This window comes from Streptococcus gwangjuensis, from assembly GCF_028156745.1.
Lineage (GTDB): Bacteria > Bacillota > Bacilli > Lactobacillales > Streptococcaceae > Streptococcus > Streptococcus gwangjuense_A.
The window spans coordinates 1-13,298 of the sequence record NZ_JAODJG010000022.1 but is presented as its reverse complement, the minus strand read 5'-3'; the positions used below and the strand labels follow the sequence as shown (position 1 = coordinate 13,298).

Here is a 13,298-nt window from a genome sequence, read left to right as displayed (position 1 = left end):
CCTTTCTGTATGTTAGGCCACGAATAACTCTTTTAGCTGCGGAGTCAAATCGTTGGCATATAAAAGCAAGCCGTCGATGTCTGTTCCTTTTCGAGTGTATTCGTACCAGTTTTCTTTGTCTTCAGGGGAACTTGCAATCTCATCTTTTCTAGGATGATCATAGACACTTGCTTTTTTATCTCTGAAGACATTTTGTTTAGAAATAAAGACCAATCCTTCTTCTACCCCAATTCTTGCGACTTCATCTGGAGTTAGAAGGGGACGGCCTTGAATTTGTTTATTTTCACTTGATGATCCATTACGATAACTATGCGATTTTGAGGTGGATCGAGTGCGTATAGTCTGCTTACCTGACCTTGTAGAATAGTATTCCATCGTATCCTTGTCATTTGTCCCTAAAAATAGGTGAGTAGCACAGTTATTAAAGATGGTCTTCCAATCACTTTTATAAAGTGATTCTAGCTGATTGACAGCTTGGATGATAATCTTAATAGACATCTCACGACTACGAATAGAAGAGAGGACCTGGGCGAAGTTTGGAATACGGCCAATTTGTGCAAACTCATCGAAGATAAATTGAATGTGGCGAAGATTTTTTCTACTGTAGCCAGGTACTTTCCCTTGCAAGATATCATCAGCCTTATGTGTAAGAACCTCAAAACCAATCGCAAACAAGATTGAGGAAAGAAAATTAAAGGCGTTATTGGTTTCAGGAATAGCAATAAAAACAGCTGTCTTTTTCGTATTCCAGGTATCCATTTCCATGGTATCCTCACTAATCAAGTTTCGGACATCTTCGTGGTCGAAGATAGAATAACGAGAAGACAAAATCGCTACCACACTGTTTCTTGTCTCGCCTCTGAAATTTTGGAATAATTTCCACTGTTTATAAGCATAGTTGTTAGGTTGATGTTCGTTCAGTTCTTCAAACATCTGCTCGACAGGGCTTGGTACATCTGGATCCTCTCGATACATATTTCTTAATAGATCCGCAACGTGGCCTAGGTTTGGCATATATAACTGGACTCCAGTTTCAGGATCCTTAGAGTCAAAATAGAGATAACCAATCAATGCACGTTGCAGCATCAACTCTGCTTGAACCCAGAAGTCTTCTCCAGTATGCTCACTCTTCTTTGTTCCCTCAGTAATTGCTTCAGAAATACGATCAATATCTAGCTCAGACTTCATGTAATGAAAAGGATTAAACCGATCTGAATTCTTGAGCCGAATCAAATCAAAGATTTTAACGGCATAGCCAGTTTTCTCAAGCATCTTCCCAACTTCGTGTACCAGGTTTCCTTTAGGATCCGTCACAACAAAGTTTGAGTTCATCTGCATTAAATTTGGCAATACAAAAGTAAAGGTTTTACCATCTCCTGGAAGACCAATGACAATCACATTTTTATTGAGCTGAACATTGTAGGCTAAGCGAAAGTTAAATAAGCCCATTTTAACTTGTTTTGAAAAAATCATATTCTTCTCAAAATCAACGTCTTCAAACCGTCTCATTTCCTTCAAAGTCGCAAAACGAGCACTACCTTGCTCTTCTCCCTGACGATATAAATTCTTATCCATAGAAGCATAGACAAGCAGTGGGAGGCCGAATCCGATCAACCCTGCATATAAGGCTCCTGAATCAAAGAAAACACCAAAAGAGAAGCGTTCCCAGTGTTCTATCAACCAACGAAGCCGCAACATTCCCATGAAAGGCACTGCTGCAGTCGAAAGTTGGTAGTAATGGTAAAAGGACTGGAAAATAACAAATGAAAATAGCCCCACCACCAGGTAGGGCCATATAGGTTTTCTAATCATCGTGTCTTCTCCTTCCCAATCTCCTTCGTAACTACTGGCATCGTTCCTTTATAGACCTTATTTGTCTTATAGTAATTGATTTTATCTTCAGGAGTCATTTCATGTGGTTTCTTCAGCACCTTTTTCGCAAACTCTTCCAATTTTTCTGGGCTTTTCGTGATATCTGCCAACATCTCTTTGAGAGCCTTTTCTACCAAGGTGCGATTTTTTGTTTCAAAGAAGAGATAGTTTGTACCATCTTTTTGATGATAAGTAAAACCTACCTTATACTCCTCCAGGTAATGCTTCAACTTAGCCAAGTGAACTTCACTATTTAATAACTTCTCGACATCTTTTTTTGATTTTGTGGCCATAAAGTCATTGAATAGCGTCTCCCCTTCAAAAGTTCGATTTGCCGCCTTATGTTGTTTCTTGTCATAATGGGCTTTTGCGAGGGCATACAGAGCTTGTATCGTCATCTCCAGAGTAACTTTTCCTTTTAAAGCCAGAGAATGACTGACTTTTTCTTGATCCATGTAAGACCTCCTTTATTTTGGATAATTGGATAGTTCTGGCTTAGCAATAACCTGGAATCCGTAAGGTGCTGAAGGTTCTTCCTTCACAGTAACTACCAAGCGTTTCTGACTTCTATTCTCACCGTCTTTCACGGCCACTACATAGGTTAGCTGATAAGTTGTTTCATCAACAATCAAGCTAGATTCCAAAATCACAGACTGCAGTTGACCTGCTTGTCTATCTATCGTTAATTGAGGAGCTACGAAATCAGTCATTTTCCCTTTATCAGAGTAAAGGGCTGGCAAAAAGTAACGTGAAAAGGCATCTAGTTCTCCTGTTTTTGACTGAATAGTTTTTAGATTTGAAAGTTCCTTGGACAAGGCCGAGAGTTGCTTTTCTTGATGGTAAACTAGCGTAAGGGATAAGCCAGCAAGTGTCAGACTTCCTACTAGACCAAACAACACCAGAACTCTTCCTAAATACACCCAAAAAGAGCGTTTAGAAGAGGTTCGAGGTTTGGGAGTTTCATGTTTCAAGGAAGTGGCTTTAGCTTTCTCTTCAGGAGTCTTCTCTACATGTTTTGTTTCAGGCTGGCGCTTAAAGAAAGAGTTTTTTGCTTCTTTTGCTGGGGCCTCCTGGTGATTCAACGTACCAGGCTTCAGGAAGAGGCTATCCACAATTCCCTCAAACGGCAAATAGACATCTTCTTGGTAGATCACTACATTCTTTTTATCCAGTTCCTCTACCAATAAAACGGCCTCTGCCCCCTCATGCTTAACCTTGGCATTTTCTCGCTCCAGGGCTTGATACACAAGGTCTCGATTCTTATACGTTGTGGTCGTGTTTTGTGTCAGATTGGTTAAACGGTACATGTTTTTCAGCTCCTTTCAATTTTCCTTCAGCAAGAGCTGTTTCAATATCAGCCCAGGTTAAATTATGTTCGGCCAAGTAGTTTGACCGTTCCTCATGTTTGGCCAGAATGATTTGAGTTTCTAGCTGCTGCAGTTTCTCTTCTTCCTTCTTGGCCTTGGCCATATAGTCAGCTAAGCGGTCTTCCGCTTTCTGTTTTTGTTTTTCCAAAGTTTCTAATTTTGTCATTGTTCCTTTTTCCCTTCTGTACTTTGTGTTTGGTTAGTGATTGGTTTGTTTAACGATGGAATACTCGCCTTTTCGCTGGTGTTCAAGCTGTCCACAATCAAAATGGGGTCAATATGATTTACCAGGTATTTCCCATCTTGCTTGCTGAAGCGAATCCGTATGGTTCTTGAAGATCCTACGTTTGTTTGGGCGTTAGTATAATCATACTTCTTCTGTAACTGTGTCTGAGTGTATCTCACTTGAGCTAGGGCAACATGGTTTTCTTGATCGATGTAGATGGTAGAAGACCTCATCTGTGTATCCACTACATAGCCCTTATAGGTTTGTACCGTTGGTTCTTCTTCAGAGTTCACTTCCTGATTGTAAGCAGCTTCTGTCATATAGGGCAAATAGCGATTTCTATTTTCTCCCAGATCCTGCTTATTGAAGTAAGCCGTCAAGAATTCCTTTACATATTCTTGCGTTAGTTCGCTTCCCTCTGCTTTGGTTTCTTGTTGCGTAGTTTCAGCTTCCTGTTTAGCTTTCTTTTGTGATGAGGTTGCTGCTCCAATCCAGAATACGAATCCTAGAACTAGCACAACTCCTATAAGGATTCCTCCTACTTTCAGGAGTTTCAATTTCTCCATATCTATCATTTTCATGATTTACCTTCTTTCTTTTTTAATTCGGTGTCGCAAATGTATAGTAGTCAGCTGGATAGAGAACACGAAAATGGACCTTATCCTGTACACCTTGGACATTACATTCCGAAACTAGGAATGAACCGTCTAGGTTCACAGCTTCCACAATCGCAACATGACCGTATCCACCTGGTGTCCCACCAAATCCACCTAGAATTGATACAACAGCCCCTCTCGTTGGTGACGTACTGTACTTCCATCCTTTTGCGACTAGGCTTGTTACCCAATCCTGACCATTTCCAAGGTAACCATAGGACCCTGATAAGTCTGTAATCGTTCCTAGTTCAACTAAACGATTATACGCATACCAAGTACATTGACCAACTGGGTAGCCGCTTCCTTGTTGTGTAGTCATAGAAGCTTGTGTAGGAGGGTGCTCCACTTTTGACTGATACTCGGCAGGGAAATTCCAGGAAGATGCTAACGCTCCACCTCCTCGAACTTGTTGAGTAAGAAAAGCGTGGATCTGCTTAGCATTATTCTGGCGCTCTAAGACCTTATCTCCAGAGTTTCCTTCCCAATTAACCAGGAAACGCTCTGTAAGCGTCTCTACATCCTCTGTACTAGTTAGAATTGAAGTTAGTCCTGTGATATAGTAAGGAGTATCCCCCTCCAACATAAAATCCAGTTGCAGTTCCAAATCATACCACTTCTTATTCTTAGATTTTGCATAGTTTAATAATAGAGTATGTCTCGTGGAGCCATCCGCTGTATCTGTCCACTGTCCCAATCCTAAACCTCGTCGAAGAATATTTGGGTATCTTCCGTTATAAATCGCTGGTCCTCCTATAGCTAACCATGACTCATCATCCCATGAAGAAGAATCAGCCCCTACTGGTGGGCTAAGATAGTCTCCTTCAGCACGTTTAGGATTGATATTACTTTCAGTTGCAAAGTTCCCAAGCATGGCTGCCAAACCATTATCTGTCAGCCCTGGTACCTTTTGCTTCAAGTAATCTTTTATCGCTCGTGATTTTTGCCCCAAATCGCCATTAAGTGTGGTAATGACTGAGGTTGTCTGATTGTACGTGACAGATTGAAAGTAAAAGCCTGGATTAACTGATGTCCACTTTTCTTTCTTATCCTTTGTCGCTTTTTCCTCCAATTTTTGATACTGAATGATCTGGTAACCATTTGCCGTTACCTTCCCAACCTCATCTCCAGCTTTGACCTGATCACCGTCAGAAACACGGATATTTCCTACCTCTTCATAAGTAAAGATGGCTTTATCTGTTTTGATGGATACAGTCATATCATCTGTCACACTGACTTGACCGTCAATAGGAGCTCTTAGAGCTTGTCCTGTTGAAGCTTTTAGTTGTGTTTTTTCATAAATTTCACTCTTAGAGGTATAACCAAATCTCTTCAGGATAACTAGAGGAGCTTGATAAGAAGGATCGTCTTCCTGGTAAAATGGATTAGCTAGTTCTTGATAAGAGGGGTATCGACCAACTTCTTTAGTCAACTCCTCTAGCTCTTTATACTCTTCTAACTCGCTATCACTCAACTTAGTCCACTTGAGATCTGACGAGGGGCCATATAAGTCAGCCATCTTCTTCAAATTGTGAGGGTCATCATTCAAATGATTCCAAAGATCATTCAAGGCATCAGAATAGTGATTAAAACCTAATGTCCCAGCCCATTCACCACCTGTTCCATCTTTCCAGGAACTCTCTGGCTTCCAATCACTACCGTAGCGAAAGTTCATGAAAAAGAGCATATCATCGATGTTCGTCCAATAGTCAACCTTATCATTTGACTTCTCTCTATCACGTTTACTGATTTGAAGCCAGGATTTGTTCAAGTCAAATTCATTTTGTTGGACTGGACCACTCCCTCCAAAAACAGACATAAATATCCCAAATACTGCAAAGATGATAAACATTAAGAAATAGGACTTGACAGCTAAAGGATTTGTTAAAATCGAACGTAGTATTTTTGACGAAAACTTTAAGACTTTTCCTGTACGTTTTGATGCCTTCCCAAACTTTGAACGTCCCAGTCGCTTTTTGGCATGTTTCATTTTTTTGCTGAGTTTTCCTTCCCAGGAGAACTCTTTTGGTGTTCGAGTATACCCTCGCCCTCTGATGAAATTATAGCTTTTATTGAGCTGTCCATAGCTGTGCTTGATTGAATACTTGGATAATTTTCCTACAGCATTTAACGCTCTTTTAGAGGTGTTTACCTGGTACTTAAATTGACGAATATTTTGCCTAGCCTGAACCCAGTCTCCAAGAATCTCATTATCTCTGACTGTCTTCTCAACGTCGTGTCTCGCTTTCATTCGGGCACTTTGTTTTGCACGTTTCTTCAGGCGGTTAGGAATATAACTATCATCTGCCTTTTTAGCTCGTTTATAGAGCGTTGTGGCAATTTGTTTTTCCAACTTTGCTCGATCACGTTGTTGCTTAAAGAAAAGACCTCTAGCTGTTGCTTGAGGTCCTTTGTGTAATTTATAATCTTTGTTCGCTAAGCGATAATTCTTCTTAGCTTCTTTAAATGCAACTCTTGAGTCTAAACGTGCTTCTTTAGGAGCTTTTTTATTATTGAGGTATGATCCTTCTTTGATTCTCCTCTTGCGCTCCTGTTTTAATTGTTTAGGATCACTTTCAAACAAAAGATATCACCTCTCTTTCTATTTTTTAACTATCTGTCGCAACCAATTGATAGAGTTTAGTATCTTTAGGAATAGGGTTTTCAAATGGAACAATTGTATCTCCAGCCACAATCAAACCCGTACCTTTTGCTTTTGGTCGCAAGACAAATCGCTCCAACGAAGGCGTAAGAGGGATTACCTGCTCCAGGGCTTCTAAGTCTGTCCGCTTCAGCTTCAGGAGGGCTAGAAACTCACAGTTTGCGACTAGCTTTCTACCTTCCTCTGTAGATAAAACAGTCTCTGGATTCTGTGTAATCCCTGTTGGAATAGCCCCGTACTTACGAATACGTGAGTATAGTTCTGTAAAGAAGGTTGCTTGCAGTTTATTTTTGAAGTATAGCTGCAACTCATCAAAGTACAACCATGTAATGGATCTACCTTGGTTATTGACTACCTGATTCCAGATGAAGTCCTGAATCACCAGGAGAGCAAATGGCTTCAATTTACCACTCAACTGCTTGAGATTGAAGATAATAAAGCGACTATTCATATTGACATTTGTAGGATGAGCAAAGATATCATTTGAACCGATAGTATAAGGTTCTGCCTTCAGCGCCAGATCCTTAGCTACGGCTTCAGGTTGACGTTCTAAAACTGCTTGCCAATCCTTAAATGTTGGTTTTTCAAATTCCTCATAGGTCTTTCTCGTTACACGGTCAATCATCGCAAATTCATCGTCTGATACCTCAGAGAATATATTCTCAAACAAGGTTGATAAGAGGTTTGATTTTTGGCCAATCGGGTCACTATCTTCTGCCTGTAATTTGTCCTTATCAGGTAGATCCAACAAATTAAAGTGATGTTGCGATCCAGGAGCGATTGTGATAATTTCTGCACCCAATTCTCGACCAATACCAGTGTACTCATCTTCAGGATCGACGATAATAATATTATCTTCAGGATAACGTAGAGTCGTAGGAATAATCTCTCCTCCTTTAGCAAGAACAGATTTTCCTGATCCTGAAGTCCCAAAGATACAACCTGAACCTGTATTCAAGTCTTTCTTACGGTCAACTGTGATAGCGTTCTTTGATAGCTGATTCTGGCCATAATAAATTGCACGTGGACTGTTAGATCGAAGATCTACGTTGGTAAATGGGACTTGTGTGGCCAAGTTACTGGTAGTCATATCTCTCATAAAACGGCGTTTTACGTTGATAAATGGAATTCCAATCGGTAGAATGGTATTCAAGGATTCTTCCTGGTACAAGTAACACTTATCCAGTTCTACCGTATTCTTACGGACAGATCGTTGAACCTGCTCTGTGTAGATATTCAACTCTTCCAGAGTGTCAGCTATGAAGAAAATCGTCATCACACCTGAAAACATTTTTTGGTCATTGTCCTGGAGTTCTTCAGTCCATTTCTCTGTTTCGCGAGATGTCTCCACAGCTTTCCCACCAACCGCCAGGTCACTTCCATAACCTTCTTTTGCGGCAGCCTTCTGACTTTTGATCATTTCCCTACGTACACTTGACTTAACTGTCTTGATTTTCTTCAGTGCATCTGCAGTATCATAGGGCTTCGCATGCAGACTGATAGCCAGTTCAATTCCTGTATCCAGGATATTCTTAATCAGTTTGTCATTCAAGAAGGTAGGATATTGTCTAACATACATCACCCTTGCGAAACAATCATCAATTTTCATATGATCTTTTTCAAACTTCAGATAGTTTGGAGCTACAAAGTCCCTGGTGGATAATCCAGAAATAGCGATGTCTTCATAGTTAAAATCAATAAAACCTTCTCGCCTCAAGAGTTTTCGGAAGATAAGAAGACGATCCAATCCCTCTAACTCCTTAAAGGAGATTCCTAAGCCACTGTATTGACTTTCAATAACGCTGGCTGTATCATCAAGGATTCTTCTAGCTTGATGATCCTGGTCTGTTTGGGTAGTAATCGTCAGATATTTTTCTACCTTGAAGGTGTTTTGTTCCTGAGAAAAACGATCATTGATCATCGCATTGTATTCTTTACGATAATCATCATATCCGTCTCCAACCAAATCATAGCGAATAGAAGATAAGCTATTGCTTTCTACCCTACGATTCAGGATCAATAGCTGCATATCATTGTCAATGTCCAGCGAATTAAAAATATCAGCGCTTGTTTCAATAATATCAATTCGCTCATCATCTGTTGCAGTAATATAGCTTGTATCACCTAGGCGATAGGTCTTTGAAAATTGATCATTTGTAATTTTCATGAGGCCATCAGGCATCAACCATTGATAATTAAGACTATTCTGTGTAGATGCCGTCATGGTACGTCTTAGACGTTTGGCCCGTTCCCGTTCCTCCTTAGAGAGTTTCGGGGTTTTCTTTCGGCCGAATAAATTCATTTCTTGTGTATTCCTTTCTGTCATAATCTGTCTGATAAGAGCGTTCCTGCTTGGTTAACATGAAACGAACATTATCTTTAATTTTCTCATCGAAATAACACCCGAAAATAACAAAAGGCGCTAATAACAAAATATCAACGCCATAAAGAATAGTATCAGGTGCCTTCAGCCAATAGAGGATGGTTGTGACAACTACTGTCAATGCGATACCAAATAGTAGCACTAACTGTCTCAGTGTCATATACCCTAAAACTGGCCTTTCGTAGCTATCTAAAGCCTTTAAAAATTCACTGCCTAAACGTGTCATTCTGTTCCTTTCTTTCCATTATCTGGGCCGTAAAAGGTATCTACAATTCCTGCAGAGCGTAAAGCAGATTCCAATGCCGATCTCGCTAGCTCAGAAGCTGCAATACCTCTTACCTTCAATTCCCATAACTCTTCCTCTTTTTCCTTAATTAAATTATCCATCCAAGCATTGTCTTGCACAAGCTCATCTCGCCGTTGCTTGAGTTCTTCTAAATTCATACTTTATCCTTTCCATCAAAAAAACAGCTCTTCTTTAGAACTGTTTCATTACCTACTATTTTTATTTATTGAGAAGTCTTTGCCAGAACGATCGTTTTTGTAAATACTCTATCTTCTCTTCTGCTACATTTTTCAGTCTACGTAAACGTTGTGATTCATTGGTTAGACGTTGATTTTTAGAGATAATTTCTCCTTTTTCCTGCTTCAATCTTTGTTTATCTGATTCTAGTTTTTGATTATCCTTTTCTAACTTCTTGTAATACTCCTCCTCTTCGTGATAGTTTCTCAAGATTGTTTCGGCTTGCTTAATTTCTTTTCTCAGCTGGTTGACTTTCTCAGTTTTTTGATTGAAGTTCTCTTCCAACTTCTCAATTTTTGCCTGCAATTCCTGACACTGTTCTTCATACGTTTTCAATGTGTGGTACTTCCTTTCATTGTCATCTAAAAAGACAAATGCTTCTATGTGGTATTTATCAAAATTCCCATACAGTTTATAGTTTGTTTCCTGATAAACTTTCCTCACTCTATCAGCAACACTTTTAACCTGTTCAGATGAAGTAAATTCTTCAGGTACATAAATCTTAGTAGACTTAGGGAAATGAGCCTTGGCTTCAAACAAGGGAATACCTTCTTTAGCTAATTTTATCCGTTTAACAGGTTCTGGTCTTCTCGTTTTATAAAATTCGATACCTAGTTGACCATTTAAACGGTAGTATTCAGAATAAGGATAAGTCTCATCGATATCAATCAAGAGCTTTAGAATAACAAAGTCTTCATCTTCAAATACAATCCGTTGCATCGGAGAAATAGCTTTAGGAAAAATATAAGCCGTATGATTGTCATATTCAATCTGAAATTTCTCAATAGTCTTGAAAGCCTCGATAAAAGCATTCAGCTCAGAGGAATACTCAAAGCTACTTTCTAACCCCTTTAACGGGCTCTCTTCACCTGGATAGTAACTAAAGTATGGTTGACCTACATAGCGACCATCTTTTTTCTGGCTACTTCTTGGATTAACCTTGAGACCCGTTTCCAAATCAAAAAGAGTCGCCTGTTCTTTCGGCGTCGTAATAATTTGTGCTCGCCCCTTTAGAGCGAGTGCTTGAAAAGCATTCACAATCTCTTCTTCTCTGGATTCTTTCCGCCATACTGCATAAAACTTCGAAACAGCCATACCATCTCTCCTTCAGCATTCTCTCCTTATTATACCATAATCTAGTTCACCTGCATGATATTCTTGGCCATGCGCTGGCTGCCAAATAGCATCATGATATAAATAATTCCTTTAGCTATGGAAACTAAGGCACTTGTCCAGGCTCCAGTTTTATCAACTGTCAAAAGATCGTTAGTTACAATAGCTGGATAAAGCATGATCACAACCACTAAAATCAATCCCTGAAGGACAGCAGCAGCATAGAGCTTAAAGAAGCCAAGGCAGATCGGACGTAAGCTATCTACCATATAACAAGCGACAATAATTTTAGCGATTCCCTTATACGTATAAAGCGTAAAGGAACGCAACAAGATCAACAACTTAGTCGAGATTTGCCCGATAAAGTCAACGACATTATAAACAAACTGTAGCATTGACTTAGCCATCCAGTTTAAATTTGTCCAACTAAACTCAGCATCATTTTTTATCTCTTTAATTCCCAAACTAGCAATAGATTTGATAATGACATTAAACAACCAAGTTAAGGCATCAAAAATCGCATCCACATAGAGGATTAAAAAGAGTGCGATGGCATACTTGAGGATTTCTTCAATCCAAAGCTGAAAAGATAACTCCCCACCATTGCTTTTAAGATGCTGGTGCCAGTTCATGAGGTTGATCCCCATAAAAAGGAGAAGAAGCAAAATGGCTACCTTCTCCATCGAACCCGAAACAGTCTCCATCAGCTGATAAGCTGTCGCATTATAGTCTTTTAGACTCATGGTTAGTTGATCAAGTGTGGATTGGTTCATACAACCACCTCCTTTTTCTTCCTCATACTAGCCAAGAGATTGAAGACCTGTTGCCAAGGCTGTAAAAAGGGCTTTCAGAACGGCACCAAGAAGAGCACCTAAAATCAAACTTTGAATTCCTTTATCTTTCTTATCATCCAATTCACGTTTGATTCCGACGGCTAAATCCCAGGCTCCCCAAGCGGCCCATCCAATACCGATAATCCCACCGATATTTCCAATTTTGTTAATAAAATCTACAACTGCATCCATTATTTTTTTCTCACTTTCTTTTATAAAAAAGGTACTAAGAAAGATTCCTAGTACCTACTTTGTTTATTTAATACTATATTTCATCCTCTGGACGAAAGGTTAGAGAGAGGGCTGTAATTACAGCTAAGACAACGATAATAGTCGTTTCCCACCAGTAATAGATTGGAACACCGTGAGGGAAAACAAAATCTGTCATCAGATTATTAAACCATTCTGGAGCAGGAATGTTCTGCTTAGTTAGGAAAACATATCCCTGTAATCCAAAACCTATTACGAAGAAAGATACAATCTTAAACACAAACCAACCAATTGCTGTTGCAATCAAGCTCTTAATCAGATTAAAGATAAAGAGAAGAAACATGAGTGGAGTCGCAACCATCAAAACGGCAGCTCTCGCAATCACACTCGGTAGGTTCTTTATTCCTAACCAGGTGGCTTTCCCTAGCCAACGCAGGCCTTTTTTCCACTTCTTCTCTTCTTCAGGTTTGGTTACTTCTGATTTTGTTTTAGTTGGGGTATAGTATCTGTATCCACTTCTAGTCACATGTGCATCCATTTTCGTGTCCTTTCTCATCTCTCTTCCCCCTCTTTTTTATGGCTTCATTATACCATAGATGAGGGGGAATTTCTAGATGTTCTATTTTTTATACTTACGAAGACCTGCAAGACTCAATAATCCCAAAATCATTCCCACAACTGGAAGCATGCTTGCTGCTGTTCCTGTATTTGGAAGTGATGCTTGTGGCTTGTGTGGTTCTTTAGGCTCTGGTTTTGGAGGTTCTGGCGTTGTGGTTGTCACTTTAGCCGTCATCTCTTGTAAATTGACTGTATTGATAAAGGTATTTTCAACCTTCCCAGCTGCAATACGTTCGACTTCAATATAAAAATCAGCGTCAAACGTACCTTTCACTCCTAGAGAGTTCAAGAAATCTTTGTCAATAGTGTAAGCCCACTTACCTTCTTTCTCATTCCATGTTACTTTAACAATCTTCTTGATAAAGTTAGAGTTTGTACTTTGGTCAAACTCAAATTGGAAGGCATACGCAGAGCCTTTAGCAATCTTGTCTCCTGCCTTAACCACTTTTCCGTTAGACAAGACTACATCATAAGGCAATGTAAGCTCTTTTTCGGCAACATATTCTGTACCTCGAATGATACCCTTCCAGTTGCCAGTATAGCGATCATGCTTCACATCTAGCTTATCAATACCATCATACTGATAAAGTGTATCATGTTTAGCAGGAACAGTTACACCATCAAGGAAATAGCGTAAATATTCACCAATTTTAATTTCTTGACCATCACGAATCTTCTTATCATCTTTCTGATCCACAGCGTGTTTTTCAGGTTTCAAGTCAGGAACTTGCAAAGTTACCAAATTAGAGACAAAGGCATTTCCAAAGTCAATTTGATGGAAATCATTTTTCACAATTTTGCCTTTTTCTACAAGCAAACGTGCAGGAAGCTCAATCGT

The 13,298-nt window shown here is 39.5% G+C and carries 14 protein-coding genes; all 14 read right to left on the bottom strand.

The window, feature by feature from the left end; genetic code table 11:
• Positions 1-12: 12 nt before the first annotated feature.
• Positions 13-1,812: a VirD4-like conjugal transfer protein, CD1115 family gene (locus tag N5909_RS01170; RefSeq protein ID WP_033681037.1), complete on the bottom strand. Its 1,800-nt coding sequence runs from the start codon at positions 1,810-1,812 to the stop codon at positions 13-15.
• The gene (locus N5909_RS01165; protein WP_033681036.1) at positions 1,809-2,327 is read right to left on the bottom strand and encodes a hypothetical protein; all 519 of its coding nucleotides are present in this window, start codon (positions 2,325-2,327) and stop codon (positions 1,809-1,811) included. The genes N5909_RS01170 and N5909_RS01165 overlap by 4 nt, the downstream gene beginning before the upstream one ends.
• Before the next feature lie 12 nt (positions 2,328-2,339).
• Positions 2,340-3,179: a hypothetical protein gene (locus tag N5909_RS01160; RefSeq protein ID WP_033681035.1), complete on the bottom strand. Its 840-nt coding sequence runs from the start codon at positions 3,177-3,179 to the stop codon at positions 2,340-2,342.
• Complete coding sequence (locus tag N5909_RS01155) at positions 3,133-3,405, bottom strand: hypothetical protein (protein ID WP_033681033.1); 273 nt, start codon at positions 3,403-3,405, stop codon at positions 3,133-3,135. Before N5909_RS01155 ends, N5909_RS01160 begins: the two co-directional genes overlap by 47 nt.
• Positions 3,402-4,046, bottom strand: a complete 645-nt coding sequence (locus N5909_RS01150) for a hypothetical protein (protein ID WP_271630641.1) — start codon at positions 4,044-4,046, stop codon at positions 3,402-3,404. Before N5909_RS01150 ends, N5909_RS01155 begins: the two co-directional genes overlap by 4 nt.
• Positions 4,047-4,065: 19 nt before the next feature.
• Positions 4,066-6,702: a phage tail tip lysozyme gene (locus N5909_RS01145; RefSeq protein ID WP_033681031.1), complete on the bottom strand. Its 2,637-nt coding sequence runs from the start codon at positions 6,700-6,702 to the stop codon at positions 4,066-4,068.
• Between the two features lie 25 nt (positions 6,703-6,727).
• Positions 6,728-9,082, bottom strand: a complete 2,355-nt coding sequence (locus N5909_RS01140; RefSeq protein ID WP_033681029.1) for a VirB4-like conjugal transfer ATPase, CD1110 family — start codon at positions 9,080-9,082, stop codon at positions 6,728-6,730.
• Entirely contained in the window at positions 9,042-9,389 is a 348-nt protein-coding gene (locus N5909_RS01135; RefSeq protein ID WP_000197459.1) for a PrgI family mobile element protein, read from the bottom strand. Before N5909_RS01135 ends, N5909_RS01140 begins: the two co-directional genes overlap by 41 nt.
• Positions 9,386-9,607: a hypothetical protein gene (locus N5909_RS01130; RefSeq protein ID WP_001047223.1), complete on the bottom strand. Its 222-nt coding sequence runs from the start codon at positions 9,605-9,607 to the stop codon at positions 9,386-9,388. The genes N5909_RS01135 and N5909_RS01130 overlap by 4 nt, the downstream gene beginning before the upstream one ends.
• A gap of 61 nt (positions 9,608-9,668) precedes the next feature.
• Positions 9,669-10,781 (bottom strand): hypothetical protein, encoded by a 1,113-nt coding sequence (locus N5909_RS01125; protein ID WP_033681027.1) that lies wholly within the window; start codon positions 10,779-10,781, stop codon positions 9,669-9,671.
• 41 nt (positions 10,782-10,822) lie between these two features.
• Complete coding sequence (locus tag N5909_RS01120; RefSeq protein ID WP_033681026.1) at positions 10,823-11,572, bottom strand: hypothetical protein; 750 nt, start codon at positions 11,570-11,572, stop codon at positions 10,823-10,825.
• 27 nt (positions 11,573-11,599) lie between these two features.
• Entirely contained in the window at positions 11,600-11,824 is a 225-nt protein-coding gene (locus N5909_RS01115; RefSeq protein WP_000340303.1) for a hypothetical protein, read from the bottom strand.
• A 73-nt stretch (positions 11,825-11,897) separates the two neighbouring features.
• On the bottom strand, positions 11,898-12,398 hold the full coding sequence (locus tag N5909_RS01110; protein WP_033681025.1) for a hypothetical protein: 501 nt from the start codon (positions 12,396-12,398) through the stop codon (positions 11,898-11,900).
• Between the two features lie 63 nt (positions 12,399-12,461).
• Positions 12,462-13,298: LPXTG cell wall anchor domain-containing protein (locus N5909_RS01105; RefSeq protein ID WP_271630640.1), on the bottom strand; the 837-nt coding region annotated here is incomplete at its 5' end.

What these genes read in the sequence shown, in the direction of transcription:
- N5909_RS01170 (WP_033681037.1), bottom strand. Translation starts at nt 1,812, where the DNA reads ATGATTAGAAAACCTATATGGCCCTACCTGGTGGTGGGGCTATTTTCA.
- N5909_RS01165 (WP_033681036.1), bottom strand. Translation starts at nt 2,327, where the DNA reads ATGGATCAAGAAAAAGTCAGTCATTCTCTGGCTTTAAAAGGAAAAGTT.
- N5909_RS01160 (WP_033681035.1), bottom strand. Translation starts at nt 3,179, where the DNA reads ATGTACCGTTTAACCAATCTGACACAAAACACGACCACAACGTATAAG.
- N5909_RS01155 (WP_033681033.1), bottom strand. Translation starts at nt 3,405, where the DNA reads ATGACAAAATTAGAAACTTTGGAAAAACAAAAACAGAAAGCGGAAGAC.
- N5909_RS01150 (WP_271630641.1), bottom strand. Translation starts at nt 4,046, where the DNA reads ATGAAAATGATAGATATGGAGAAATTGAAACTCCTGAAAGTAGGAGGA.
- N5909_RS01140 (WP_033681029.1), bottom strand. Translation starts at nt 9,082, where the DNA reads ATGAATTTATTCGGCCGAAAGAAAACCCCGAAACTCTCTAAGGAGGAA.
- N5909_RS01135 (WP_000197459.1), bottom strand. Translation starts at nt 9,389, where the DNA reads ATGACACGTTTAGGCAGTGAATTTTTAAAGGCTTTAGATAGCTACGAA.
- N5909_RS01130 (WP_001047223.1), bottom strand. Translation starts at nt 9,607, where the DNA reads ATGAATTTAGAAGAACTCAAGCAACGGCGAGATGAGCTTGTGCAAGAC.
- N5909_RS01125 (WP_033681027.1), bottom strand. Translation starts at nt 10,781, where the DNA reads ATGGCTGTTTCGAAGTTTTATGCAGTATGGCGGAAAGAATCCAGAGAA.
- N5909_RS01120 (WP_033681026.1), bottom strand. Translation starts at nt 11,572, where the DNA reads ATGAACCAATCCACACTTGATCAACTAACCATGAGTCTAAAAGACTAT.
- N5909_RS01115 (WP_000340303.1), bottom strand. Translation starts at nt 11,824, where the DNA reads ATGGATGCAGTTGTAGATTTTATTAACAAAATTGGAAATATCGGTGGG.
- N5909_RS01110 (WP_033681025.1), bottom strand. Translation starts at nt 12,398, where the DNA reads ATGAGAAAGGACACGAAAATGGATGCACATGTGACTAGAAGTGGATAC.